The organism is Blastococcus sp. SYSU DS0753, from assembly GCF_054051175.1.
Map to the genome: position 1 here is coordinate 26,994 of NZ_JBJHAT010000026.1, position 23,626 is coordinate 50,619.

General features: G+C 75.9%; 28 protein-coding genes. 20 read left to right on the forward strand and 8 right to left on the reverse strand.

Features of this window, described 5'->3' with window-relative positions; translation table 11 throughout:
- The first annotated feature begins 89 nt into the window (after positions 1 to 89).
- Together ACI799_RS16970 and ACI799_RS16975 are read left to right on the forward strand one after the other, a co-directional pair.
- The gene (locus ACI799_RS16970; protein ID WP_456589563.1) at positions 90 to 746 is read left to right on the forward strand and encodes a DUF305 domain-containing protein; all 657 of its coding nucleotides are present in this window, start codon (positions 90 to 92) and stop codon (positions 744 to 746) included.
- Between the two features lie 88 nt (positions 747 to 834).
- Complete coding sequence (locus ACI799_RS16975) at positions 835 to 1,698, forward strand: F510_1955 family glycosylhydrolase (protein ID WP_456589871.1); 864 nt, start codon at positions 835 to 837, stop codon at positions 1,696 to 1,698.
- A 154-nt stretch (positions 1,699 to 1,852) separates the two neighbouring features.
- On the opposite strand, the gene ACI799_RS16980 is transcribed toward ACI799_RS16975, so the two are convergent.
- Both ACI799_RS16980 and ACI799_RS16985 read right to left on the reverse strand, forming a co-directional pair.
- A complete protein-coding gene (locus tag ACI799_RS16980; RefSeq protein WP_456589870.1) occupies positions 1,853 to 2,296 on the reverse strand; it encodes a DUF1707 SHOCT-like domain-containing protein in 444 nt (147 codons plus the stop codon).
- Positions 2,297 to 2,405: 109 nt separating this feature from the next.
- Positions 2,406 to 3,569, reverse strand: coding sequence for an acyl-CoA dehydrogenase family protein (locus ACI799_RS16985; RefSeq protein ID WP_456600536.1), 1,164 nt, complete (start codon positions 3,567 to 3,569; stop codon positions 2,406 to 2,408).
- A 95-nt stretch (positions 3,570 to 3,664) separates the two neighbouring features.
- Here ACI799_RS16985 and ACI799_RS16990 point away from each other — a divergent pair, with 95 nt between their 5' ends.
- The 10 genes from ACI799_RS16990 (at position 3,665) to ACI799_RS17035 (ending at position 10,963) form a co-directional block, all read left to right on the forward strand.
- Positions 3,665 to 4,243 (forward strand): TetR/AcrR family transcriptional regulator, encoded by a 579-nt coding sequence (locus ACI799_RS16990; RefSeq protein WP_456600535.1) that lies wholly within the window; start codon positions 3,665 to 3,667, stop codon positions 4,241 to 4,243.
- Entirely contained in the window at positions 4,243 to 4,719 is a 477-nt protein-coding gene (locus ACI799_RS16995) for a GNAT family N-acetyltransferase (protein ID WP_456600534.1), read from the forward strand. The genes ACI799_RS16990 and ACI799_RS16995 overlap by 1 nt, the downstream gene beginning before the upstream one ends.
- A gap of 59 nt (positions 4,720 to 4,778) precedes the next feature.
- Positions 4,779 to 5,132: a hypothetical protein gene (locus ACI799_RS17000; protein ID WP_456600533.1), complete on the forward strand. Its 354-nt coding sequence runs from the start codon at positions 4,779 to 4,781 to the stop codon at positions 5,130 to 5,132.
- Positions 5,133 to 5,282: 150 nt separating this feature from the next.
- Entirely contained in the window at positions 5,283 to 5,933 is a 651-nt protein-coding gene (locus ACI799_RS17005; RefSeq protein ID WP_456613522.1) for an RNA polymerase sigma factor, read from the forward strand.
- Positions 5,930 to 6,973, forward strand: coding sequence for a hypothetical protein (locus ACI799_RS17010; RefSeq protein ID WP_456613523.1), 1,044 nt, complete (start codon positions 5,930 to 5,932; stop codon positions 6,971 to 6,973). The genes ACI799_RS17005 and ACI799_RS17010 overlap by 4 nt, the downstream gene beginning before the upstream one ends.
- Before the next feature lie 100 nt (positions 6,974 to 7,073).
- A complete protein-coding gene (locus ACI799_RS17015) occupies positions 7,074 to 7,991 on the forward strand; it encodes an aldose 1-epimerase family protein (protein ID WP_456613524.1) in 918 nt (305 codons plus the stop codon).
- A gap of 1 nt (position 7,992) precedes the next feature.
- Positions 7,993 to 8,715: an MOSC domain-containing protein gene (locus ACI799_RS17020; protein ID WP_456589862.1), complete on the forward strand. Its 723-nt coding sequence runs from the start codon at positions 7,993 to 7,995 to the stop codon at positions 8,713 to 8,715.
- Positions 8,716 to 8,720: 5 nt separating this feature from the next.
- A complete protein-coding gene (locus tag ACI799_RS17025; RefSeq protein ID WP_456596040.1) occupies positions 8,721 to 8,936 on the forward strand; it encodes an RNA-binding S4 domain-containing protein in 216 nt (71 codons plus the stop codon).
- 87 nt (positions 8,937 to 9,023) lie between these two features.
- Positions 9,024 to 10,205 (forward strand): pyridoxal phosphate-dependent aminotransferase, encoded by a 1,182-nt coding sequence (locus ACI799_RS17030; RefSeq protein ID WP_456589860.1) that lies wholly within the window; start codon positions 9,024 to 9,026, stop codon positions 10,203 to 10,205.
- Positions 10,202 to 10,963: a nitrilase-related carbon-nitrogen hydrolase gene (locus tag ACI799_RS17035; protein WP_456613525.1), complete on the forward strand. Its 762-nt coding sequence runs from the start codon at positions 10,202 to 10,204 to the stop codon at positions 10,961 to 10,963. Before ACI799_RS17030 ends, ACI799_RS17035 begins: the two co-directional genes overlap by 4 nt.
- 14 nt (positions 10,964 to 10,977) lie before the next feature.
- Here the strand turns inward: ACI799_RS17035 and ACI799_RS17040 are convergent, their stop codons facing one another.
- A complete protein-coding gene (locus tag ACI799_RS17040; protein WP_456600527.1) occupies positions 10,978 to 11,751 on the reverse strand; it encodes a DUF2382 domain-containing protein in 774 nt (257 codons plus the stop codon).
- A gap of 93 nt (positions 11,752 to 11,844) precedes the next feature.
- Positions 11,845 to 12,810 carry an endonuclease/exonuclease/phosphatase family protein gene (locus ACI799_RS17045; protein WP_456589857.1) on the reverse strand — a complete coding sequence of 322 codons (966 nt, stop codon included), beginning with the start codon at positions 12,808 to 12,810 and terminating at the stop codon, positions 11,845 to 11,847.
- A 63-nt stretch (positions 12,811 to 12,873) separates the two neighbouring features.
- On the opposite strand from ACI799_RS17045, the gene ACI799_RS17050 reads away from it, so the two are divergent.
- Both ACI799_RS17050 and ACI799_RS17055 read left to right on the forward strand, forming a co-directional pair.
- Positions 12,874 to 13,500 carry a CYTH domain-containing protein gene (locus ACI799_RS17050; RefSeq protein WP_456589856.1) on the forward strand — a complete coding sequence of 209 codons (627 nt, stop codon included), beginning with the start codon at positions 12,874 to 12,876 and terminating at the stop codon, positions 13,498 to 13,500.
- A gap of 150 nt (positions 13,501 to 13,650) precedes the next feature.
- Positions 13,651 to 14,979: a metallophosphoesterase gene (locus ACI799_RS17055; RefSeq protein WP_456613526.1), complete on the forward strand. Its 1,329-nt coding sequence runs from the start codon at positions 13,651 to 13,653 to the stop codon at positions 14,977 to 14,979.
- Between the two features lie 123 nt (positions 14,980 to 15,102).
- On the opposite strand, the gene ACI799_RS17060 is transcribed toward ACI799_RS17055, so the two are convergent.
- Positions 15,103 to 15,675 carry a TetR/AcrR family transcriptional regulator gene (locus ACI799_RS17060; protein ID WP_456600524.1) on the reverse strand — a complete coding sequence of 191 codons (573 nt, stop codon included), beginning with the start codon at positions 15,673 to 15,675 and terminating at the stop codon, positions 15,103 to 15,105.
- 150 nt (positions 15,676 to 15,825) lie between these two features.
- On the opposite strand from ACI799_RS17060, the gene ACI799_RS17065 reads away from it, so the two are divergent.
- The 3 genes from ACI799_RS17065 (at position 15,826) to ACI799_RS17075 (ending at position 17,455) form a co-directional block, all read left to right on the forward strand.
- Positions 15,826 to 16,566, forward strand: coding sequence for a GntR family transcriptional regulator (locus ACI799_RS17065; RefSeq protein WP_456613527.1), 741 nt, complete (start codon positions 15,826 to 15,828; stop codon positions 16,564 to 16,566).
- A gap of 31 nt (positions 16,567 to 16,597) precedes the next feature.
- Entirely contained in the window at positions 16,598 to 17,038 is a 441-nt protein-coding gene (locus ACI799_RS17070) for an SRPBCC family protein (RefSeq protein ID WP_456613528.1), read from the forward strand.
- Between the two features lie 144 nt (positions 17,039 to 17,182).
- Positions 17,183 to 17,455: a GlsB/YeaQ/YmgE family stress response membrane protein gene (locus ACI799_RS17075; protein ID WP_347058774.1), complete on the forward strand. Its 273-nt coding sequence runs from the start codon at positions 17,183 to 17,185 to the stop codon at positions 17,453 to 17,455.
- A gap of 33 nt (positions 17,456 to 17,488) precedes the next feature.
- Here the strand turns inward: ACI799_RS17075 and ACI799_RS17080 are convergent, their stop codons facing one another.
- A complete protein-coding gene (locus ACI799_RS17080; protein WP_456589851.1) occupies positions 17,489 to 18,142 on the reverse strand; it encodes an MBL fold metallo-hydrolase in 654 nt (217 codons plus the stop codon).
- Positions 18,143 to 18,225: 83 nt separating this feature from the next.
- On the opposite strand from ACI799_RS17080, the gene ACI799_RS17085 reads away from it, so the two are divergent.
- Entirely contained in the window at positions 18,226 to 18,444 is a 219-nt protein-coding gene (locus tag ACI799_RS17085) for a hypothetical protein (RefSeq protein ID WP_456589850.1), read from the forward strand.
- Between the two features lie 94 nt (positions 18,445 to 18,538).
- Here ACI799_RS17085 and ACI799_RS17090 read toward each other — a convergent pair whose 3' ends face one another.
- Positions 18,539 to 19,315, reverse strand: a complete 777-nt coding sequence (locus ACI799_RS17090; protein ID WP_456613529.1) for an enoyl-CoA hydratase-related protein — start codon at positions 19,313 to 19,315, stop codon at positions 18,539 to 18,541.
- Positions 19,316 to 19,649: 334 nt separating this feature from the next.
- On the opposite strand from ACI799_RS17090, the gene ACI799_RS17095 reads away from it, so the two are divergent.
- Entirely contained in the window at positions 19,650 to 21,257 is a 1,608-nt protein-coding gene (locus ACI799_RS17095) for a protein kinase domain-containing protein (RefSeq protein ID WP_456613530.1), read from the forward strand.
- A complete protein-coding gene (locus ACI799_RS17100) occupies positions 21,254 to 22,825 on the forward strand; it encodes a protein kinase domain-containing protein (protein WP_456613531.1) in 1,572 nt (523 codons plus the stop codon). Before ACI799_RS17095 ends, ACI799_RS17100 begins: the two co-directional genes overlap by 4 nt.
- 4 nt (positions 22,826 to 22,829) lie before the next feature.
- On the opposite strand, the gene ACI799_RS17105 is transcribed toward ACI799_RS17100, so the two are convergent.
- Positions 22,830 to 23,525 carry a hypothetical protein gene (locus ACI799_RS17105; RefSeq protein ID WP_456600520.1) on the reverse strand — a complete coding sequence of 232 codons (696 nt, stop codon included), beginning with the start codon at positions 23,523 to 23,525 and terminating at the stop codon, positions 22,830 to 22,832.
- Positions 23,526 to 23,626: the final 101 nt, after the last annotated feature.

Below are 23,626 nucleotides of genomic sequence, written 5' to 3' on the forward strand. Positions count from 1 at the left end.
CCGCCCCGCCCTCAGCGACCGGACTGGCCCGGCGGCGGTGTACGCGCACGTCCACCGGCCCAGTTCCGCAGTTCCAGGAGAGACCCACCATGACCCGCACCACCGCACGCCTGACCGGCCTCACGGCCGCCCTGCTCGCCGGCGCATTCGTCCTCGCCGGCTGCGCCGACGACGACACCGACGCCGTCGGGCACGGCTCGATGATGAACGGCAGCAGCTCCTCGGCCGACTCCTCGGCCGACTCCTCGGCCGTGCAGGCCGAGTTCAACGACGCCGACGTCGCCTTCGCCCGAGGCATGATTCCGCACCACCGGCAGGCGATCGCCATGGCCGAGCTGGCCGAAGGGCGGGCAGCCGATCCCCGCGTGCTCGACCTGGCCACCCGCATCCAGGCCGCGCAGGACCCCGAGATCGAGACGATGTCCGGCTGGCTGGAGGACTGGGACGCCGACGGCGGCCACATGGACCACGGCATGGGGGGCGGCATGGGCGGCATGGATCACGGCGAGGGCGGGATGATGTCCGAGGGCGACATGCACGCGCTGATGTCCGCCACCGGCCCGGAGTTCGACCGCCTGTTCCTCGAGCAGATGATCGTGCACCACCAGGGCGCGGTGGAGATGGCGGCCGAGCACTCCGCGAACGGCCGCAACAAGGAGGCCCTCGAGCTGGCCCAGTCCATCCGCGACAGCCAGAACGCCGAGATCGCCGAGATGCAGCAGCTGCTCACCGAGCTCGGCGGCTGACCCGGCCGCGGTGGGGCGGGCCCCACCGGCCCGCCCCGCCGCACCTCACCCGCCCGATCCGCCTCTGCACCACCCATGGAGTTCCACCATGCCCACGCGCCGCACCGCCCGTACCGCCCTCGCCGGCGCCGCTCTGCTGACCCTGCTCACCGGCTGCGCCCCCACCGGCACACCCGCCGCACCCGCGCCCGGCGACATCACCGGCACGCTGCCGGCCGCGCACGTGCACGCCGTCGCCGTCGACCCGGGCGACGGCGCACTGCTGCTGGCCACCCACGAAGGGCTGGTCACCGTCGGTGACGACGGCCGGCCGGCAGCCGTCGGCCCGGTCATCGACCTGATGGGGTTCACCGTCGCCGGCCCCGACCACTACCTGGCCTCGGGCCACCCTGGGCTGCGCACCGACCTGCCCAACCCGGTCGGGCTCATCGAGAGCACCGACGGGGGTGAGACCTGGACGCCGCTGTCGCGCACCGGCGAGTCGGACTTCCACGCCCTCACCGCCCTGCCCGGAGGCGGTGCGCTGGGCTTCGACGGAACGCTGCTGCGCACCACCGACGGCACCACCTGGGAGCAGCTGGCCATCCCGGCCGAGCCGCACACGCTCACCGCCGCCCCCGACGGCCAGGTGCTGGCCACCACCGGTGCCGGGCTGCTGCGCTCCACCGACGCCGGAGCGACGTGGGCGCCGGTAGACGGGGCTCCGCTGCTACAGGTGGTCACCTGGCTCGGTGACGGCACGGCCGCGGTCGGCATCACACCAGACGGCGCGGTGTGGACCAGCACCGACGCCGCGGCCAGCTGGACCCACCGCGGGCATCTGGACGCGACGCCGGAAGCGGTGGCCGCGACCACCGTCGACGGCGACGTGCGCGTCCTCGTCGTGGCCGACCACGGCCTGCTGGAATCCACCGACGGCGGCGCCACGTTCACCACGCTGTTGCCGGCTTGAGCCCCGGCGCGGGTCAGCCGGTCGGTCAGTCGCGCAACGCCGATCCCTCGAACTCCGGAACGGGCCGGGTCCGCCGTGCCGGGCGCGGTCCTCGCCTCCACCGACGGCGGGACGACCTTCACGGAGCTGTACCGCGGGGTGTGACGAGCCCCCGTCAGCCGGGGAGCCGGCGGCGTCCCCGCTCCCCCAGGTGGCCCATCAGCAGGAAGGCACCCCAGGGGACGATCACCCAGAACGGCCAGAAGTACAGGAACTCGCCTGCGGCGATCGAGGTCACCGCCCAGATCGCCAGCACGAGCAGCGCCGTGCTCGACCACGATCCCCAGGCCTGCCGGCCGTGTGAGAACCCGTGGCGCGTGGCGCCGGGCGTGCAGGGGCTCGTGCCCGCGGGAACCGGCGCCGGTGCGGGCCGGGCGGGTGCGGCCGGCAGGTCGGCGGTGAGCTCGGCCAGCTCACCGAAGGTGCGGGCGGCGTAGGCGCGGGCGAGGCGCTCGTCGTACTCGGCGACGGTGAGCCGGCCCTCCGACATGGCGTGCCCGAGCGCGGTGGCGACGGCGGCGCGGTCGGAGTCGGCGGCGCGCAGGTAGGGCTCGGGCACGGTGCTCTCCTCGCTCGGGGACACCAGTCTGGTCCGGCGGGGCGGGCGTGGACCACTGACAGCTGTCACCGGTTCCACGTGGAACCCGTCAGCTGCGTGGAGGCGCGGGTCAGCCCGCCGGCGGGGCCGCCTGGGCGGTGAGGTGGCGGCCGATGACCATGCGCTGGATCTGGTTGGTGCCCTCGAAGATCTGCATGACCTTCGCCTCGCGCATGTACCGCTCGGCCGGGTGGTCACGGGTGTAGCCGGCTCCGCCCAGCACCTGGACGGCGTCGGTGGTCACCTTCATCGCCGCGTCGGTGGCGACCAGCTTGGCGATGCTGGCCTGCCGGGAGAACGGCTTGCCGGCGTCCTTGCGGCGGGCGGCGACCAGGTAGGTGGCGCGGGCCGACTCCACGGCCGCCGCCATGTCGGCCAGCAGGAAGGCCACGCCCTGGTGCTCGGCGATCGGGCGGCCGAACGCCTCTCGCTCGACCGCGTAGGCGACGGCGACGTCGAGGGCCGACTGCGCCAGCCCCACGGCGACGGCGCTGATGCCCAGCCGCCCGGAGTCCAGCGCCCCGAGGGCGATCGCCATGCCCCGCCCGGGCTCGCCGACCAGCCGGTCGGCGGGGATCGGCACGTCGTCCAGGCGGATCGCCGCGGTGGTGGAGCCGGTCAGGCCCATCTTCTCCTCGGGCTTCGCGGCGCTGAACCCGGGCAGGTCGGGCGTCAGGTGGAAGCAGGAGACGCCCCGGGGTCCGTCCGCGGGCGTGCGCAGGAACGTCGAGTAGAAGTCGGCGTGCCCGCCGTGGGTGACCCACGCCTTCTCGCCGCGGGCGACCCAGCCGTCGTCGGTGGCGGTGGCCGTGGCGCGCATCGCGGCGACGTCGGAGCCGGCATGCGCCTCCGACAGCGAGTAGGCGCCCAGCAGCCCGCCGCCGACCATCTCGGGCAGCAGGTCCCGGCGCTGCGCCTCGGTGCCGAAGTTCGCGATGGGGGAGCAGGCGAGCGTGTGCACGCTGATGCCGAGGGCGACGCTCGCCCAGCGGGCCGCCAGCTCCTCGAGCACCTGCAGGTAGACGGCGTAGGGCTGTCCGCCGCCCCCGACCTCCTCGGGGAACGGCAGGCCCATCAGGCCGGCGTCACCCAGCAGCCGGAAGACCTCGCGGGGGAAGCGCTCCTCCCGCTCGTAGGCCGCCGCCTTCGGCGCGAGCTCCGCGTCGGCGATCTCCCGGGTGAGGGCCAGCAGGTCCTCGGCCTCGGGCGTGGGCAGCTCGCGCTCGACGGCCACGGATCTCCTCCGGAAGGTCGGGGAACAGTACTGCTGACCGTACCGCAGTACTGTTCTGCGACCAGGTCCATGCTGGCCCGCCGGGAGGAGGTGGCATGGAGACCGCTGAGGGGCGGCTGACCCGTCGCCAGGCCGAGCTGCTCGACCAGCTCGAGGAGGTGTTCCTCGCCGAGGGCTTCGCCGGGTTCACGCTCGAGGACCTCGCCGTCCGGCTGCGCTGCTCGAAGAGCACGCTCTACGCGCTGGCCGGGAGCAAGGAGCAGCTGGCGCTCCGGGTGATCCGGCACTTCTTCCGCAAGGCGACGGCGGCGGTCGAGGCGCGCACCGTCACCGAGGCCGACCCCGCCCGGCGGGTGACCGCCTACCTGACCGCGGTCGCCGCCGCCCTCGCCCCCGCGGGGCCGGCCTTCCACCGGGACCTGGACGCCTTTCCCCCGGGGCGGGAGATCTACGAGCGCAACACCGCCCTGGCGGCCGGGCGGGTGCGCGAGCTGATCGCCGAGGGCGTCGCCCAGGGCCGGTTCCGCGAGGTGCACCCGGCGCTGGTTGCCGACACGGTGACCACGCTGATGCTGCGCATCGGCCGCGGCGACACCGGGCGCGCGACCGGCCTGGACGACGCGACGGCCTACCGGGAGCTGGCCGCCCTGCTGCTGCACGGCATCACCCTGTGATGATCTCCGCCGTGCGGGTGGAGGAAGCGGCGTGGGACGACGCCGACGTGCGACGGCTGACCACCGACCAGCAGACGGAGGTCCGCGCCCGCTACGGCGGCAAGGAGGAGCCGGGCACCCACCCCTCCGCGGCCGACGTCGCCGTGGTGTTGCTCGCCCGCGACGACGACGCGACGCCGCTGGGTTGCGGGGCGCTCCGGGCGCTCGGCGACGGCGTGGCCGAGGTGAAGCGCATGTACGTGGTGCCGGCGGCACGGGGCCGCGGGGTGTCGAAGGCGGTGCTCGCCGGGCTGGAGGACGCCGCACGCGCCCGGGGGTGGACCAGCCTGCGGCTGGAGACCGGCCCACTACAGCCGGAGGCGATCGGCCTCTACTCGGGCGCCGGGTACCGGCCGATCGGCGCGTTCGGGGACTACGTGGGCGACCCGGACGCGGTGGACTCGCTGTTCTTCGCGAAGGAGCTCGACGCGACCTGAGGCCGTTCGGATACCGGCCGGTCCCCTTCCTCGCGGCCGCGCTGTGTGAGGGTGGAGCCATGCGCATCCGGGAGCTCGTCCTGCTCGCCGCCGTGGCGACCGCTCCGCTCGGCCTCACCGCCTGCGGTGGCTCCAGCGTCGAGGACTTCTGCGACCAGTACCTGGCGACCGCCGAGATCGAGCCGGAGGACGGGGAGGAGGCCCGGGAGGTGCTCGAGGACCTGGCCGACAGCGTTCCCGACGAGGTGGACGAGGTGCAGGAGGCCGCCCGGTACATGGCCGAGAACTTCCCTGCCGCTGGCGACCTGGACAGCGCGGTCGCGGAGGGGCAGCTGGGCGAGGAGGAGCTGACGGAGTTCCTCGCCGCGGCGGACACCGTCAGCGCCTATGGCGACGAGAACTGCCAGGGCTGAGCGTCGGCGACGTTCCCGCGGGATCGCCGGCGTTCCCGGCGGCGGGGAGGCGACCGCGGTCTCCCGGGAGGAAGCCGTGAACCGGATCCGCCGCTCCGGACATCAAGGGATGTGACCACTTCACCGATCGCGGCCGGATCACCACCGGCCGTGACCCCGACGGCGCTGCACCGGTCCGCCGGTCCACCCGCCGAACCCCCGCGGCTGCGCGCCCTGCCCGACTCGCTCCCCAGCGACGCGGAGCTGATCGCCCGGTCGGTCGACGACCCGGCGGAGTTCGCCCCGCTGTTCGACCGGCACGCTGCCACGGTGCACCGCTACCTGGGCCGCCGGGTGGGGGAGCTGGCCGACGACCTGCTCAGCGAGACGTTCCTCATCGCCTTCCGGCGCCGGGCGGCCTACCGGGCCGACCACGTCGAGGTCCGGCCGTGGCTGCTGGGCATCGCGACGAACGTCGTCCACGGGCACGTGCGCACCGAGCAGCGCCGCTACAAGGCGCTGGCCCGCGCGGCCGCCGAGCCCGAGCGGCCCGGCGACGACCCAGGGGACGCCGCCGGCCGGCTCGACGCCGAGGCGCTGCGCGGCCCGCTCGCCGCGGCGCTCGCCGGCCTGAAGCCCCGCGACCGCGACGCCCTGCTGCTGCTCGCCTGGGGCCAGCTCGGCTACGAGGAGATCGCCGCCGTCCTCGACGTCCCCGTCGGCACGGTGCGCTCCCGGCTGCACCGCGCTCGCCGCCAGACCCGCGCCGCGCTCGGCGGCGTCCTCCCGCTCGACCCGACCTCCGAGGAGGGGGACCGATGAACGACCTCACGCTGCTCCGCGAGGCGGGCCCCGAGGCGCCGCCGCTCTCCCCCGCCGCCCGCTCGGCCGCCCGCGCCGCGCTGCTCGCCGAGATCGAGGGGCCGGCCCCCCGACGGGCGCGCCGGCCGAGCCGTAAGGCCACCCTGCGCATCGGGCTGGCCGCCGTCACGGTGGCGGCGGCCTGGGCCGCCGCCGTCGTCATCGCCGCGCCCGACGGGCCGGGGACCCCGGCAGAGAGCGTGACCCTGGTGGACTTCCGGATGCCGACCTTCCCGCTGTCGCTGGAGCCCGAGCCCGTGGGGATGCGGCCCGGCTTCACCGGGGACGGGGAGTCCGCCGGCTTCGCCGAGTACGACTCCGCGGACGGGGCCGACCGGTTCACCGTGGGGGTGCACGGGGACGAGCCCGACGGGTGGGAGGACTCCTTCGAGCACGTCGACGTCACGGAGCGCTCGCAAATCAGCGTCGACGGTGTGTCCGCCGACCTGGTCCACGGGACCCGGGACGTGTACTGCGACGACGGCCTGACGGTCTGTGGGCGGGAGCGCTTCGCCGAGCTCCTCTGGGAACGCAGGGACGACCAGTGGGTGACGATGACCGGTGAGGGCCGGTACAGCGCGACCGCCGACCTGGTCGCGGTCGCCGAGTCGCTGGTCGATCGGCCGCAGCGGGCCACGCTCGCCGCCGAGCTCGCACCGCTGGGCTGGTCGGTGCAGTTCTACAAGATGGGGCGGGTCCTCACCCTGGTGAACGACGCCTACGAGCAGCAGACGATCACGGTGCACGTGCCGCTGCCGGAGGACGTGTCGCCGCTCGCCGAGGTGCGCGCGAACCTCATGGGTCCGGTGGGGCCGCAGCTGGAGGTGGTGGTGCAGGGCCGGCCGGCAGCTCTGGTCCGGGTCGACAACGGGCCCAGGGACCGGGGCTGGTTCCTGCAGGCGCAGTTCGAGGACGGGACGACCTTCACCCTCCAGGTGCCCGACGCGTTCACCCAGGAGCAGGTCCTGCAGTTCGCCGAGCAGGTGACCTACCACCCCTGAGCCCACGAGATCTGCACACCGGCCCCCGTCGACGGCCCGATGGGGGCGAGTGTGCAGATCTCGCGGGGGCAGCGGGGCGGCGATGTGGTGAGCTGAGCGCATGCCCGACACCTGGCCCACCAGCGACCGCACCGAGGTGGAGCTCACCGCCGGCGACGCCCGCCTCGCCCTGGACCTCCGCGGCGGGACCCTCCGCCGGCTCGCGGTCGGGGATTGGGAGGTCCTCGACGGCTACCCGGCCGGTCGGGTGCTGCCCGGCTGGCGCGGCGCGACCCTCGTGCCCTGGCCGAACCGGCTCCGGCACGGCCGGTGGAGCTGGCGCGGCGAGGAGCTCCAGCTCGACGTCCGTTCGCCCGACGAGCCGCACGCCATCCACGGCCTGGTCGCCTGGCAGCCGTGGACGGTGCTGGCGGAAGCGGACCGGTCCGTCACGGTCGGGACGACGGTGGAGCCGCACCCCGGCTATCCGTTCCGCCTCGCCGTCGCGGTGGACCACACGCTCGACGCCGACCGGCTCACCTGCACGCTCCGCGTCCGCAACACCGGCGACCGGCCGGCGCCGTTCGGCGCCGGTTTCCACCCCTACCTCTCCGTCGGGGCCACCCAGGACGGCGGCATCGGCGACGCGGAGGTGGAGCTCCCGGCCCGCACCGAGCTGGCGCTGGACGGCGGCCTGCCGACGGGGGAGCGGCGGCCGTTCGACGGCGCCGTCGGCCGGATCGGCGACCGGGCGCTCGACGTCCCGCTCACCGACCTCGACCGGGACGACCAGGGGTGGTGGCGCGTGCGGCTGCGCGGCGCCGCGGGGGAGCTGCTGCTCTCGGCCGACGCCGCCTGGCCGTGGCTGCAGGTCTACAGCGGCGACACCCTGCCCGAGGGCCAGTGGCGGCGCAGCCTCGCCGTCGAGCCGATGACCTGCCCGCCCAACGCGCTCGCCGATGACGTCGACCTGCACGTGCTCGAGCCGGGCGCGGAGTGGGCCGGCACCTGGTCCCTCGCCTGGACGCCGGCGGGCTGAGATGCGCGTCGCGGAGCTCTGGCGCTACCCGGTGAAGTCGCTGCAGGGCGAGCGGCTGGCCGAGGCGGAGCTCGGCCCGCTCGGCATCAGCGGCGACCGGCGGTGGGCGCTGTTCGACCGCGACACCGGCTTCGGCCTCACCGCCCGCCGGGTCCCCGAGCTGCTGTTCGGCGCGGCCCGCGTGCGCCCGGACGGCGGGGTCCAGGTGGTGCTCCCCGACGGAACGGTCACCGCCGACGAGGCCGTGCTCTCCGACTGGCTCGGCCGCCGGGTGGAGCTGCGGGCGGCCGGGGACGACGACACCGTCCCCACCTACGAGTCGGCCGTGGGCGACGACGAGCCCGATCCGAACGAGTGGCGGCAGTGGGAGGGCGCCCCCGGCCCGTTCCACGACAGCCCCCGCATCCGGCTCTCCCTGGTCTCCACCGGCACGCTGGGCACCTGGGACCGCCGCCGCTTCCGGGCCAACGTCGTGCTGGACGGCGCCGGCGAGGACGCGCTGCGCGGCACGGAGGCGGACCTGGGCAGCGCGCGGCTGCGGTTCGGCACCGGCATCCCGCGGTGCGTGATGACCACCCGCCCGCAGCCCGGCGGCATCCCGCGCGACACCTCGGTGCTCAAGACGGTGCACCGCGAGCGGGAGGGGCTGCTCGCCGTGCGGGCCGCCGTCCTCGCACCCGGGCAGGTCCGGGTCGGCGACGAGCTGCGCCGGACGGCAGACTGACGACTGTGCGCACCGTCGATCTGCGTCCCGGCGAGGACAGCATCCGGCTCGGCCAGCTGCTCAAGCTGGTGGACGCCGTCCCCACCGGCGCCCAGGTCAAGGACGTGCTGCTCTCCGGCGCGGTGACGGTGAACGGTGAGCCGGAGGACCGGCGCGGCCGGCAGCTCCGCTCCGGCGACGTGGTGGCGATCGAAGGCCACGAGGACGTCCGCATCGCCTGAAGAAGGACCCCCTGCCCCCCGCGACTCGCAGGCTCGCCGCGGGACCCTGCAGGGGGCCGCGTGGAACCGCCCCGGGAAAGGAGCCGCATGACCGCACCGCTGGCGTCCCGGCTGCGCGGTTTCGGGACGACGATCTTCGCCGAGATGAGCGCGCTCGCCGTCGCCACCGGGTCGATCAACCTGGGTCAGGGCTTTCCCGACTACCCCGGCCCGGCGGAGGTGCTCGACGCCGCCCGCGCCGCCATCGGCACCGGCGCCGACCAGTACCCGCCCGGCCCGGGCATCCCCGAGCTGCGCTCCGCCGTCGCCGAGCACCGGCAGCGGTTCTCGGGTGGCACCTACGATCCCGACACCGAGGTGCTGGTCACCGCCGGCGCGACCGAGGCGCTGGCGGCGGCGATGCTCGCCCTGCTGGAGCCCGGCGACGAGGTGGTCCTCTTCGAGCCCATCTACGACAGCTACAGCGCCTCGGTCGCCATGGCCGGCGGCGTGGTGCGCCCCGTCCCGCTGCACGCGCCCGCGGACGGCTCGGGCCCCTGGGTGTTCGACGAGGCGGAGCTGCGCGCCGCGATCACGCCGCGCACCCGGCTGCTGCTGGTCAACTCCCCGCACAACCCGACCGGCACGGTGCTCACCCGCGACGAGCTGGCCGTGCTGGCCGAGCTCGCCACCACGCACGACCTCACGGTCGTCACCGACGAGGTCTACGAGCACCTGGTGTTCGACGGCGCGGAGCACGTCTCCCTCGCCACGCTGCCCGGCATGCGCGAGCGGACGCTCGTCGTCTCCAGCGGCGGCAAGACGTTCAACGTGACCGGCTGGAAGGTCGGGTGGGTCTGCGGCCCGGCTCCGCTGGTGGCCGCCGTCCGCACCGCCAAGCAGTTCCTCACCTACGTCAACGGCGGGCCGTTCCAGCCCGCGGTCGCCGCGGGGCTGCGGCTGCCGGAGGCGTACTTCACCGGTATTGCCCGCGACCTGCAGTACCGCCGCGACGTCCTGGTGGCGGGGCTGCGCGAGGCCGGGCTGCCGGTGATCAGCCCGCAGGCGACCTACTTCGCCACCGTCGACGTCCGCGGGGTGCAGCCCGACGGCGACGGGCTCGCCTTCTGCCGGGCGCTGCCGGAGCGGGCGGGCGTGGTCGCCGTCCCGACCGTGGTCTTCTACACGCCCGAGCACGCCGCCCTCGGGCGGCACCTGGTGCGGTTCGCGTTCTGCAAGAGGGATGACGTGCTCGGCGAGGCGGTCGAGCGGTTGAGGAGGCTGGCATGAGGGTCGCAGCGGTGCAGCACGACATCGTCTGGGAGGACCGGGAGGCGAACTTCGCCCGGCTCGCCCCGGAGGTGGCCCGGGCGGCCGCCGCCGGCGCCGAGCTCGTGCTGCTCACCGAGACCTTCTCCACCGGGTTCTCGATGACGCCGGGCATCGGGGAGCCCGAGGACGGGCCGTCGGCGGCGTTCCTCGCCGCGCAGGCCGCTGAGCACGGCGTGTGGGTGGGCGGCAGCTGCCCGGAGATCGCGCCGGGGGAGCAGCTGCCCTACAACTCCTTCGTCCTGGCCGGGCCGGACGGCGGGACGCACCGCTACCGCAAGCTGCACCCCTTCACCCACGGCGGCGAGCACGAGCGGTTCCGCGCCGGCGACGGGCCACTCACGGTGACCATCGGGGGGCTCAGGATCACCCCGTTCATCTGCTACGACCTGCGCTTCGCCGACGTCTTCTGGCGCGCCGCCCTGGAGACCGACCTCTACGTGGTGGTGGCCAACTGGCCGGCCGCCCGGCGCCTGCACTGGCAGACGCTGCTGCAGGCCCGGGCGATCGAGAACCAGGCCTACGTCGTGGGGTGCAACCGGGTGGGCACCGCCGGGGACGGCACCGAGCACACGGGCGACAGCCGGATCGTGAACCCCATGGGCGAGCTGCTGGCCACCGCCGCCGGGACCGAGACCCTCGTGCTCGCCGACGTCGACGCCGCCGAGGTGGCGGCCACCCGCGACCGGCTGCGCTTCCTCCCCGACCGGCGCGGCTGAGAGGCCGGCGGCCGTCAGCTCCGGGGCGTGCCGTCCTGGTCGACGGTGATCTGCTCGCGCAGCACCTGCTCGGTGACCGTCTCCCGGCCCTCCACCACCTCCGTGCGCAGCCGCACCCGCTCCACGGGCACCACCTCGACACCGAACACAGGACGCTCGGCGTGCAGCACGATCTCGTCCGGCAGGCCCGTCGCGGCGGTGTCCTCGGGCACCAGCGACTCACCGGAGTGGGCGGCGTCCCCGGCCGCCGCGGTGCCGTCCAGCGGGATCTCCTCCAGGCGGATCTCCTCGCGCCGGATGGGCACCGTCACCTGCACCTCCTCGGTGACGACGTACTTGACCAGACGGACCCGCCGGTCGGCGACCCGCTCGGTGTCGACCCGCAGCCGTTCCTCGCTCCGCGTCATGGCGCCGTCGGTCGGGGTCGCGGCGTCGTCGGGTTCCCGGTGGCGCCCACCGCCGGTTCCCGCGCCCCGCGCCTCGTCGATGCCGTAGTGGCGCCGCAGCTCGGCCTCCTCGCCCGGGTCGAGGTGGTTCCCGCCGACGGCCGGGGCGCTCGTCACCGCCTCCGCGGTGACCGGCAGCCGCAGTCGGCCGTCCTCCCAGGAGGCCTCGCGGGCGGGCACGATCGAGTGCCGGGTGCCGAACAGGCCGGTGGTCACCGCCACCCAGGTCGGCTCACCGGTCCGGTCGTCGACGAAGAAGTGTTCGACGGTGCCCAGTTTGTCGCCACCGTCGCCGTAGGCGGTGCTGCCAATCGCTTCCGCGACCTGGTGCTCGCTCAACATGGGTCGGCTCCCTCCATGCGGCGCGCCCGGTCGCGCGTCCCGCCGTACAAGGCTGCCCACCGGGCGGGGTCGGTGAACATCGGCTGCCGCGCCTCAGCCGCCCGGCACCACCAGGTCGACCACCACGGACCGGTGATCGCTGCCCCGCACCGGGACGAAGCCGCAGCCGGCGACGGCGAGTCGCGGATCGACGAGCACGTGGTCGAGGGCCAGCCGGGGGACCGGGACCCGCAGCGGCCGCCAGGTCCAGGTGTGCCCCACGCCGACGGCGCGGGCGGCGTCCAGGTACCCCAGCCGCAGGACCGCGCGCAGCGCCGCGTGGTCGAGCGTGGCGTTGAAGTCGCCGGCGAGCACCCGCAGCACCGCCGGATCGGGAGCCGGCAGGGCGGCGAGGTCGGCGGTCCAGGCGCGGACGGCGGCCGGTGACGTCGCCGGGGGCACGGCGTGCACCGCGGTGATCTCGAGCGCGGGCCCCGCGCCGATCGGCAGCCGGACCGTCGGCTGCTCGAAGCCGCCCGGCACGGCTCCGCGGCCGTCGACCGGCAACCGGCTCCAGACGCCACCGGAGGCCGCCGCGACGCTGCCCGGCCGGGCGGGGATGACGTGGGCGTGCGGCAGCAGCTCCGCCAGCCCGGCGGCGGTCAAGCGCCCCTCGGCCTCCGGGGTGAGCTCCTGCACCGCCAGGACGTCGACCCCGTGCCGGCGGACCAGCTCGACGACCGGCTCGGCGGGGACCAGCCCCCGGCGCAGGCTCACCGTGGCGATGCGCACCCGTCGCCCCGTCGGCGGGTCGCCGGCGGGCGGCCTGCCCCGGTGCGAGCGCACGGCGGCGCCGAGCGTGGCGCCCGCCGCCGCGGCGAGCAGGGTGCCCGCCCGTGACCGGGCCCGCACGGCCGCGACCAGGGGGACGACGGCGGCGGCGGCGGCGTACGGGGTGAACGCCAGCGCGGGCACCAGCGGGAAGCCCCGCTCGGCGCCGGCGCGGCGCAGCACCGCCCACACCGCCCACGGCGTGGCGGCCGCGACGGCCCACCGGGGATCGGTATCGGTCCGGGCCATGGCGGTCACGCTAGCCAGGGCGCCGGTGGGCCGCCGCCCCGGTCGGTGCCCTACGGTCGGGCCGTGGTCGCCGAGCAGCTCGAGATCGAGCGGAAGTTCGACGTGGACGAGGCGTTCGTGCCGCCGTCCCTGGACGCGGTCCCCGGCGTCGCGGTCGTGGACGCCCCGGTGGTCCACCAGCTGGCGGCGGTCTACCACGACACCCCGGACCTCCGGCTCGTGCGCGCCCGGGTCACCCTGCGCCGCCGCACCGGGGGGCCGGACGAGGGCTGGCACCTCAAGCTCCCGGCGGACGGGGCCCGCCGGGAGCTGCACGCGCCGCTGGCGCACGGCACCGACGTGGCACCGGCCGAGCTCCTGGAGGTGGTCGCCGGGCTCCTGGCCGGGGAGGTGCCCGGGCCGGTGGTGACGATGCGCACCCGGCGGGTGGTCACCGCGCTGCGGGACGCGGCCGGCCGGGTGCTGGCCGAGCTCGCCGACGACACGGTGACCGCGACGGTGGCCGCGACCGCTCCCGGCGACGTCCCCGAGGTGCGCAGCTGGCGCGAGCTGGAGGTCGAGCTCGTCGACGGCTCCGAGCCGATCCTGGCCGCCGTGGGCGACGTGCTCGTCGCCGCCGGCGCCCGCCCTTCCCCGCGGGCGTCGAAGCTGGCCTCCGCGCTCTCCTCCCGGCTCGACGGCACCGGCTGATCCCGCTCCGGGAACACCCCGGCGTCCTCCGTCGTCCATCCTCTGCACCGGCGTGCATCGACCCGGTCCCGCCGTGCTCCCCGATCCCGCCGGAGGTCCGCCCTGTCCCTCATCGGTCTGCTGGGCTTCGGGACGGTCGTCCTGCTGGCCGTGGGGTTGCTGCACGCCTACCTGTGGCTCCGGCTGGTCCGGAGCACCACCGAGCCCGGCCGCCTGCGCCGCTGGCTCACCCTGCTCACCGTCCTCCTGGCGGTGTCGCCGGTGGCGGCGCTGCTGTCGCGCGGCGTGCTGCCGCTGGACGCCGGCACCCCGCTGAGCTGGATCGGCTACAGCTGGCTCGGCATCGCCCTCTACGCCGTGCTCGCGCTGCTCGTCCTCGAACCGGTGCGGCTGGTCGGGAACGCGCTGATCAGCAGGCGTAGCGGGGGAGTTGTGCGCCAGGTCGTCCCGAGTGGGGCGTGGAGCGCTCCGCGGAGGGACGACGCAGCGGCTCCGTCCGACAGGGGGACGCCACCTGGCCGCGGCGCCGTCCGGGCGGACGGCGACCTCCTCGCCGACGCCCCCGCCGACGCCCCCGCCGATGCTCCGGCCGACGCCCCTGCCGACGTCCCGGCCGACGCCCCTGCCGACGGCATGGGGCGGCGGCTCTTCCTGGCCCGCGGCCTCGCGGTGACCGCCGGAGCGGTCGCCCTGGGCACCGCCGGCACGGGCGCCTGGTTCGCCAACTCCGCGCCGGTGGTGCGGCGGGTGCCGGTCACCCTGCGGGGGCTGGACCCGGCGCTGGACGGGCTGCGGATCGTCACCTTCTCCGACGGCCACCTGTCGGCCACCTACGGCGGACGGCGGTTCGAACGGGTCGTGGAGCTGGTCAACGAGCAGCGGCCGGACGTGGTGGCCATCGTCGGCGACCTGGTCGACGGCGACGTCGACGAGCTGCGGGAGGACGTGGCCCCGCTGGCGGACCTGGTCAGCGAGCAGGGCGTCTACTTCGTCACCGGGAACCACGAGTACTTCGTCGACACCCGGGCCTGGATGCGGCACCTGCCGACCCTGGGCGTGGACGTGCTGCGCAACGAGCGGGTGGCGATCCGCCGCGGCGCCGCGTCCTTCGACCTCGCCGGGATCGACGACCGGACCGCGGCGGCCTCGGGCCTGCCCGGCCACGGCGCCGACCTGGACGCCGCGCTGGACGGGCGCGACGACGCCACCCCGGTGGTCCTGCTCGCGCACCAACCGGTGATGGTGGAGCAGGCGGCCGCGGCCGGCGTCGACCTGCAGCTGTCCGGGCACACCCACGGCGGGCAGCTCTGGCCGTTCGACTACGCCGTGCGGCTCGACCAGCCCTCCGTGGAGGGCTGGTCCCGGCACGGCGACACCCAGCTGTACGTCTCCTCGGGGGCGGGCTACTGGGGCCCGCCGATGCGCATCGGCGCCCGGCCGGAGGTCACGGTCGTGGAGCTGCGGGCGCCGGGTCGCTGAGCCGGCGCCGAGCCCCCGGTTCGGTGGGTGCGGCGGGCATGTCGAGCCGCGCCGTCGGGTGTCCAGCCGCGCCGTGACGCGGCGGAACGTCCGGTGCAGCGGCTCGACCCATGCCGAACGGGGTCAGGCCCTGGAGAGGGCGTCGAAGGCCTCGGTCAGGCACCCCCCGAGTTCCCGCTCCCCGTCGCTGTCGGCCCACACGAGCATCCCGGTGGTGAACGCGGCGAGGTGGGCACTGGCGATCACCAGGTCCGACGACCGGACGGGCTGATCGCCGGCGCTGGCCTCGGCGACCATCGTGGCCGTCATCCGGTCGAACTCCCCGGCCCGGTACCGCAGCGCGGGGCTGCCGGCGATGATCCGCCAGCGCGCGAGCAGCTGGGCCCGCTCCCCGTCGTCGAAGCTGGTCAGCGAGTTCACCGCCGCCTGTCGGATCCGCGCGCCCAGCGGCTGGTCGGCCGGCTGGGCGGCGATGAGCTCGGCCACCTGGTGCGGCGCGAGGAGGGCCATGATCAGGTGCTCCTTGCTCGGGTAGTGCGCGTAGAAGGTGGGCACCGACACGCCGGCGGCGGACGCGATGCGGGCGATCGGCACCTGGTCGTAGCCCTCGTCCTCGAACAGCCGCAGCGCCACCTCGTAGATGCGCAGGTGGGTGGCCCCCCACCTGCGCCTGCGCCAGTCGGGTGAGTCCGTCACGCGGTGATCATCGACCGGTCACCCGGTTGGCTGCCAGCCGCCGTACCGGGCGTCATCCGGCCGGCCACGTGACGCACGCCACGACACGATCGATGTGACGTCTCATACGACATGACGACCAGACGTCTCCTCGGGCAGTACCTTTGTCCCGTGGTCAGCCCCGTAGCAGGTCCCAAGTACCTGTCGGTCCGCGAGCACCTGCGCCGCCGGGTCGCCGCGCTGCCCGAGCTCACGGTGCTGCCCCCCGAGCCGGTCCTCTGCGCCGAGTACGGCGTCAGCCGCATCACGCTGCGGCGCGCGGTCGACGGGCTCGTGGCCGACGGCCACCTCGTGCGGGAGCAGGGCCGGGGCACCTACGTGACCCGCCCGGCCATCCGGCACGAGTACCGCGAGAGCTTCGTGCACCGCATCGCGGGCTTCAACTCGGTCATGACCGAGCAGGGCGCGCAGGTCGGCACGACGGTGCTCGTCCAGCGGGTCGTGCCGGTGCCCGCCCCCGTGGCGACCGAGCTGAAGCTGGAGCCGGGGTCGGAGGTGGTGGAGCTGGTGCGGCTGCGCAGCGTCGACGGCACGCCCAACCACGTCGCGCACAGCTTCCTGCCGGCCGCCGCGTACCCCGGCGCGGTGGACGCCGACTTCAGCGAGGGCTCCCTCTACGACTACCTGCGCCGGGAGTACGCGGCCGACCTCGCCCACGCCCGCATCGTCGTGGACGTCGGCACCGCCGCCCCCGACGAGGCCGAGGCGCTCGGCGTGGTCGCCGGCTCCCCGCTGCTGGTCGTCCGGACCACCGTGCGGGACGGCGAGGGGCGCCCGCAGGTGCACAGCTTCTCCCGACTGCGACCCGACGTCAGCCAGGTCGAGTTCGAGGTCTCCGTGGGCGGCCGCTGACGTGCCGACGACCGCGACGGGCACCCGGGAGGTGCCGCAGCCTCGCGCGGAGGTCTGGCGCGCGCTGGCGGTGCTGGAGCCCTACTGCGCCGTCTGCGACGTCTCCTACGTGCTCGCCGGCACCGCGTCCCCCGGGGTCGGCACGACGTTCGTCTGCTCGCCCGGGCAGCTCGACGGCGGCGCTCCGCGATCGGGCGCGCCACGCGGGGAGATCGTCGCGTGGGAGCCGCTCCGGCGGGTGACCACGCGCCTGGAGCTCACCCCGGAGACGTGGACGACGGAGATCGAGCTCTCCGACACCGCCGCCGGCGGCACGCACGTCTCGATCACGATCGGTCACGAGCCCACCGGGGGCAGCCGGCTGGTCCGCCGGCTGACCCGCACCGCCGTGCGCCGGCTGGTGCAGCGGACGGTCGACGCCGAGCTGGCCAAGGTGCCCGCGCACGTGGCTCAGGCGGCCGCGGGCTCCTGACCGGGGAAGCCGTGCCGCTCGTTCGGGGGAATCACGCATCGTCGTGATCAACCGGGGTACAGGGCCTTGTCGTGCACCGGCGGCACGCTCGGCACCGTGCCGGGAGAACCGTGCTCGCCGGTCGAGCGAACTGAGGAGCTTGCTGTGGAAATCATCGGTCTGATCATCGCCGGGCTCATCATCGGCCTGCTGGGGAAGTTCGTCGCCCCCAGCACCCGGGACAACACGCCCATCTGGCTCACGCTGCTGTGCGGCGTCGGCGGTGTGCTCCTCGGCTACTGGGTGAGCGGTCTGCTGGGCGTCGAGGACACCGCCGGCATCGACTGGCTGCGGTGGATCATCTCCATCGTCCTGGCGGCGGTGCTGGTGGTGGCGGCGTCCACGCTCACCGGGCGCAACGACCGCGCCGTCCGCTGACCTGACCGCCGTCCCCGGCGGAGGCGGTCGGGTTCAGACCTCGACCGTCTCCCCGGGGGTCAGCCGGGCGACCGGCGTGGGGGTCCCCGGACCCCGCTCCCCGAGCAGCCCGCTCACCACACCGATCCCGGTGTCGTTGAGCAGCCCGTCGTGCACGGCGTAGGCCTGGTCCGCCCGCACCTCCCGCAGGTAGTCGATCACCTCGGCCGTGCGCGACCAGGGCGCGTGCAGCGGCAGGAGCAGCGTGGGGACGGGCGTGCCCGGCACGGTGAAGGCATCGCCGGGGTGGAAGACCTGCCCGTCGACGAGGAATCCGACATTGGCCACCCGGGGCAGGTCCGGGTGGATCTCGGCGTGCAGCTCGCCGTGCACCTGCACCTCGAACCCGGCGACCGTGACCGCGTCGCCGGCCCCGACCACGTGCACGCGGTCGCCGGCGCCCTCGAGCGCGGCCGCCACCGCCCGGTTGGTCCACACCTCGAGCGACGGGGTGGCGTCCAAGGCCGCCCGCAGCCTGTCGGCGACGAAGTGGTCGGGGTGCTCGTGGGTGACCAGCACCGCCGTCGCACCGTCGAGGGCGACCGGGTCGGTGAAGGCACCCGGGTCGATGACCAGCCGCCGGTCGCCGTCGGAGAGGACCACGCAGGCATGCCCGTGCTTGGTGAGCTCCATGACCTGATCCTGCACCCGGCTCCTGCGGCTCACCCTTCGGGGTGAGGAACCGCGCCGCACCCGTCGCCCGCGCCCGCGCACCTGCCGACCTCCTCAGCATGATGCTGACGACCACCGCGTTCGCCGCCGCCCGCAGCCGCGCGCACGGTCCCACCGCCGCGCTGTGGCACGCCGTGGAGCTGCACCGGCCGCCGGCCGAGGTCGACAGCGCCTGCGAGCTCACCGTCTGCGGCTCGCTGGCCCGGGTCACCCCCGAGCAGCAGTGGCCGCTGCGGGCCTCCGACGTCTGCCCCGCCTGCGCCACGCTCGCCCGGTGACCCCGTCGCCGGGAACGGCGGCCCCCTGACGCCCTGCCGCCGGCCCGGCCCGCCCGCCCGGCGGCAGGTGCACTCCTCCCGCGGGCCGGCCGCCTCAGCGGCCGGTGAACCGCGGCGCCCGCTTGGCCAGGAACGCCTCGACGGCCTCGCGGTGGTCGGCGGACTGCCCCACCTCGTTCTGCAGCCGCCCCTCCAGGGCCAGCGTCTCCTCCAGCGAGTCGATGGCGGCGGTGGCCAGCACCGTCTTCACCGCGCGGTAGGCCGCGGTCGGGCCGGCGGCCAGCCGGGCCGCCAGCTGCTGGGCCTCCGCCAGCACCTGCTCCGGTGCGACGACGCGGTGCACCAGCCCCCACTCCGCGGCGCTCTCGGCCAGGAACGGCTCCGGCAGCAGCAGCAGCTCCGCGGCGCGCGAGCCGCCCACGCTGTGCACCAGCCGCGCCGCCAGCGCCGAGTCGCTGGACAGCCCGATCCCCGTGAACGCGGTGGTGAACTTGGCGCCGGCAGCGGCCACCCGGAGGTCGCCGGCGAGGGCCAGGCCCAGGCCCGCCCCGGCGCAGGCGCCGTTGATCCCGACGACGACGGGCACGCGCAGGCCGGCCAGCGCCAGCACCAGCGGGTTGTACTCCCGCTCCACCACCGACAGCGGCGCCTCGGCGCCCCCCTGCATCTCCGCGAGGTGCTCCCCGAGGTCCTGCCCGACGCAGAACGCCCGTCCCGTGCCGGTGAGCAGCACGGCGCGCACCGAGTCGTCCGCCGCGACGTCCTGCACAGCGGCCAGGAGGTCGCGGCGGGAGGCGTGGGTCAGCCCCGGGCGGAGCAGGGTGAGGGTGGCGACGCCGTCGGCGTCCTCCCGGGTCACGGTGTCGGACATCGTCGCCCGCCTTCCGGTTCGCGGTCGGCCGCGGCGCGGCCCTGTCGCCGGTCACCTTGCCAGGCCGCGGGCAGCGGGAGGCAGTCCCCCGGCCCGGACCCGGCGCCGGGGGATGCGTGGTGCCTCGTGCACGCCACGCAACCGCGCGCCGACGAGACGGGTGGTGCGGGAGGGGCGGATGCGGCGCCGCGGGTCGGGTGGTGGACGATGATGCGCGTTCCGCGACGCGCCAGGCGGGTCGTGGAGCGGACAGGCGGGCGCGGGCGGCGCGCCGGCCCCGTGCGGCGACGCCACGGCCCGTGCGCACGGGCCGGACGGACGAGGAGTGACCCCCGTGGTGGAACCAGGACGCCGGTGCCTGGGTGACCGCTACGAACTGCAGCAGCTGATCGCCACCGGTGGGATGGGCCAGGTCTGGCGGGGGCTCGACGTCGCCCTGCACCGCCCGGTCGCCGTGAAGGTCCTGCGCAGCGAGTACACCGGCGACCCCACCTTCGTCGCCCGGTTCCGCGCGGAGGCCCAGCACGCCGCCGCGCTGAACCACCCCAACATCGCCGCCGTCTTCGACTACGGCGAGGAGACCGCCCGGGACGGATCCGGGGAGACCCTCGCCTACCTGGTGATGGAGCTGGTGGAGGGGGAGCCGCTCTCGGCGTTGCTGCGCCGGGAGGGCGCGCTGGACGCCGAGACGACGCTGTCACTGCTCGGGCAGACCGCGGCGGCGCTGGCGGAGGCGCACCGTCGTGGCCTCGTGCACCGTGACGTCAAGCCCGGCAACATCCTCGTCCGCCCGGACGGGACGGTGAAGATCACCGACTTCGGCATCGCCTGGTCCGCGCGCAGCGTCGCGCTGACCCGCACCGGGCAGGTCATCGGCACGCCGCAGTACCTCTCCCCCGAGCAGGCCGAGGGCCGGCACGCGACCCCGGCCAGCGACGTCTACGCCCTCGGTCTGATCGGTTACGAGTGCCTGACCGGGCACCCGGCCTTCGACGGCGACAACGCCGTCACGATCGCCCTCAAGCAGGTGCAGCAGGAGCCGGAGCCCCTGTCCGGGGCGCTGCCCCCCGGCGTCCGGACGCTGATCGGCCGGGCGCTGGTCAAGGATCCCGAGGCGCGCTTCCCCGACGGCGCCAGCTTCGCCGCGGCCGTCGCCGAGGTCCGCGCCGGTCGGCAACCGGACCCGGGCACGGTCGAGGTCGGCGTGGTGCCGCGACGTCGCCGGGCGGCGCCGGCTCGCCGCGCCGGGGCGTCGACCACCGGCCCGCGGGCCACCCGCCCGCCGGTGGCGCGGCGGCGCGGCCGGCTGGCGGTCGTGCTGCTGCCGCTCATCGGGCTGCTGGCCGGCGCGGGGATCACCGCCACCCTGCTGCAGACGCTGACCCAGGGCAGCTCGCCGAGCACGGCCGCGGCGGCCGAGGAGCGCATCGCCGGCAGCATCGTGCTGGCCCTGGAGGACTACCTGGGCCGGCCGGTGGGCGAGGTCGCCGAGCGGCTGGCCGACCTCGGGCTGACGGTCACCGTCCGAGCCGAGACGCGCGACGACGTCCGCGCGGGCCGGGTGACCGGCGTGGAGCCCGCCGGCCGCCCGCTCCGTGCCGGCGACCAGGTGGTCGTGCGGTACGCCACCGCCCCGGAGCAGGGCGAGCGGCCGCGCGAGCCGGTGGTGACCGGCGCCGCCGTCGACCGCGTCGTCCCGCCGAGCACGTCGCGCACGGAGCCGACGACACCTCCGGCCAGCACCTCGGCGCCGACGGTGACGACGACGCCTCCGCTCCCGGCGTCGCCCACCACGACCACCGGGCAGCCGGAGGCGACGAGCACCACGCCGACGACGACGCAGACGCCGACGCCGACGACGACGACGCCCACGACGTCGTCGCCCAGCCAGACGAGCGGATCCCCCACTCCCCCCTCGACGAGCCCGTCCCCGGAACCGTGACCCCGCGGCAGCGGCCGCTGTCCCCGCGCCTCCTCGGTGGCCGCTACGAGCTGCTCTCGCTGCTCGCGACCGGCGGCATGGGTCAGGTCTGGCGCGGGCGGGACGTCGTCCTCGACCGGCCCGTGGCGGTGAAGGTGCTGCGCAGCGAGTACACCGGCGACCCCACGTTCCTGGCCCGGTTTCGCGCGGAGGCCCGGCACAGCGCCCTGCTGACCCACCGCAACGTCGCGGCCCTGTTCGACTACGGGGAGTCCACCGACACCGACGGCGAGGCCCTGGCCTTCCTCGTCATGGAACTGGTCGAGGGCGAGTCGCTGGCCGCGGTGCTCGCGCGGGAGGGACGGCTCGCGGTCGACCGCACGCTCGACGTGCTGCGCCAGGCGGCGGCCGGCCTGGCCGCGGCGCACGCGGCAGGCCTGGTGCACCGGGACGTCAAACCGGGCAACGTGCTGGTCGGTGCCGACGGGATCGTGCGGATCACCGACTTCGGCATCGCCTGGTCCGCGGCCAGCGCACCGCTCACCCAGACCGGGCAGGTGGTCGGCACCGCCCACTACCTCTCCCCGGAGCAGGCCGGTGGCAGCAAGGCCGGCCCGCCCAGCGACGTCTACGCGCTGGGCATGATCGGGTACGAGTGCCTGGCCGGGCACCGCGCCTTCGACGGCGACAACCCGGTGCAGATCGCGCTGCGCCAGCTCCGGGAGCCGCCGCCCCCGTTGCCCGCCGACGTGCCCGACGCGGTGCGCACGCTCATCGACCGTGCGCTGCTGAAGGACCCGGCCGAGCGGTTCCCCGACGGGGCCGCGTTCCGGGACGCCGTCGACGACGTGCGGGCCGGCCGGCCGCTGCCGCCGGTCGCTCCGCCGGTCGCGCCGCCGTCCGGCACGCGGCCCCTGGCCGCGCGGGCGGTCGCACCGCGGCCGCTGCGGCGCCTCCTCGCGCCTCTGACCGCGCTGGTGCTCGGCGCCGGCCTGGCCATCGCCGCCCTGCAGGTGTGGGGTGACGCCCCGGCGGATCCCGGTACGGGTACCAGCGACGCCGCGGAGCCGGTCCTGCTCGCCGCCGCCGACTTCGTCGGCCGGCCGGTCGTCGAGGTGGAGGGGGAACTGGCCGCCGCGGGCCTGGGCGTCCACCTCGTCGGCCGGGAGAGCGCCGCCGTCCCCCCTGACCACGTGCTGGCCCTCGCGCCGGTGGGTGCGGTCGCCCCGGGCACCGTCGTCACGGTCACCTACGCGGTCGCGCCACCGGAACCCGAGCCGGGCCCCGAGCCACAGCCCGCCCCGGCACCGGCCGACCCGGGCCCCGTGGTCCCCGCCCCGGTGCCGGTCGGGGCCGGGGCCGACGGCGCGCCCGCCGAGGCCGGCGGGAACGGCAGCGCGGGCGGGAACGGCAATGCGGGCGGGAACGGCAGCGCGGGCGGGAACGGCAACGCGGGCGGGAACGGCAACGCGGGCGGGAACGGCAACGCGGGCGGGAACGGCAACGCGGGCGGGAACGGCAACGCGGGCGGGAACGGCAACGCGAGCGGGAACGGCAATGCGGGCGACAACGGCCGGGGCCGCGGCTAGCGGATCAGCCGCGGGCCGGCGCCGCGTCCTCGGTCGGCCGGTGCTCCTGGCCCGCGGCCAGCCACAGCGCCCCGCCGAGAGCGCCGAGCGCGGCCGTGTGCAGGAAACCCCGGTCGGTGCCCGCGTCGGGCAGCACCACCAGCACCCAGAAGACCGCCAGGCCGCCGAGACCGCCGGCCGCCACCCGCCACCCGGTCCGGTGGTCCAGCCGCCGGCCGACGGGCAGCAGACCCGCGAACGCGGCCAGCCCCAGCACGACGCAGACCGTGGCGAAGGCCGACCACAGCGGGGTGGCGGACCAGGCCGGCTCCGTGCCGAAGCGCAGGAACAGGGCGAGCTGGAGCAGCACCAGGGACAGCGCCACCAGCCCGGCGCCGACGAGCGCCGTCCGGTCACGGGGGGCACGGGGGAGCTCGGTGGCGGCGCCGGCCGCCGGGGGAGGCGGGGCGCCGACGCCGGGCAGACCGGGGACGAAGTCGACCGGGCCGGTGGGCTGGGCCTCCCCGGCCGACGCGGCGGTCGGCGTGGTGGGCGGTCCGCTCGGCGCCGCGGGCGGGTGGACGGGAGCCGAGGGGGGCGGGAGCTGCTGCACCGTCGTCGGCGTGCCGGACGCCGGCGTGACCACCGGGATCTCCTGGGTCGACGACTGGGCGGGACCGGTGCCCGCGGTGGGGGACTGCGGTTCGGACGGCGTGCTCACGGGTGCCTCCAGGTCGGCTCCGGCGGGACCACCGGTCGGTGCGGTCGTCCCGCACGCTAGCGCCGCCCGGCCGGCCCGTCCGCGCGCCACCCGGGGGAACG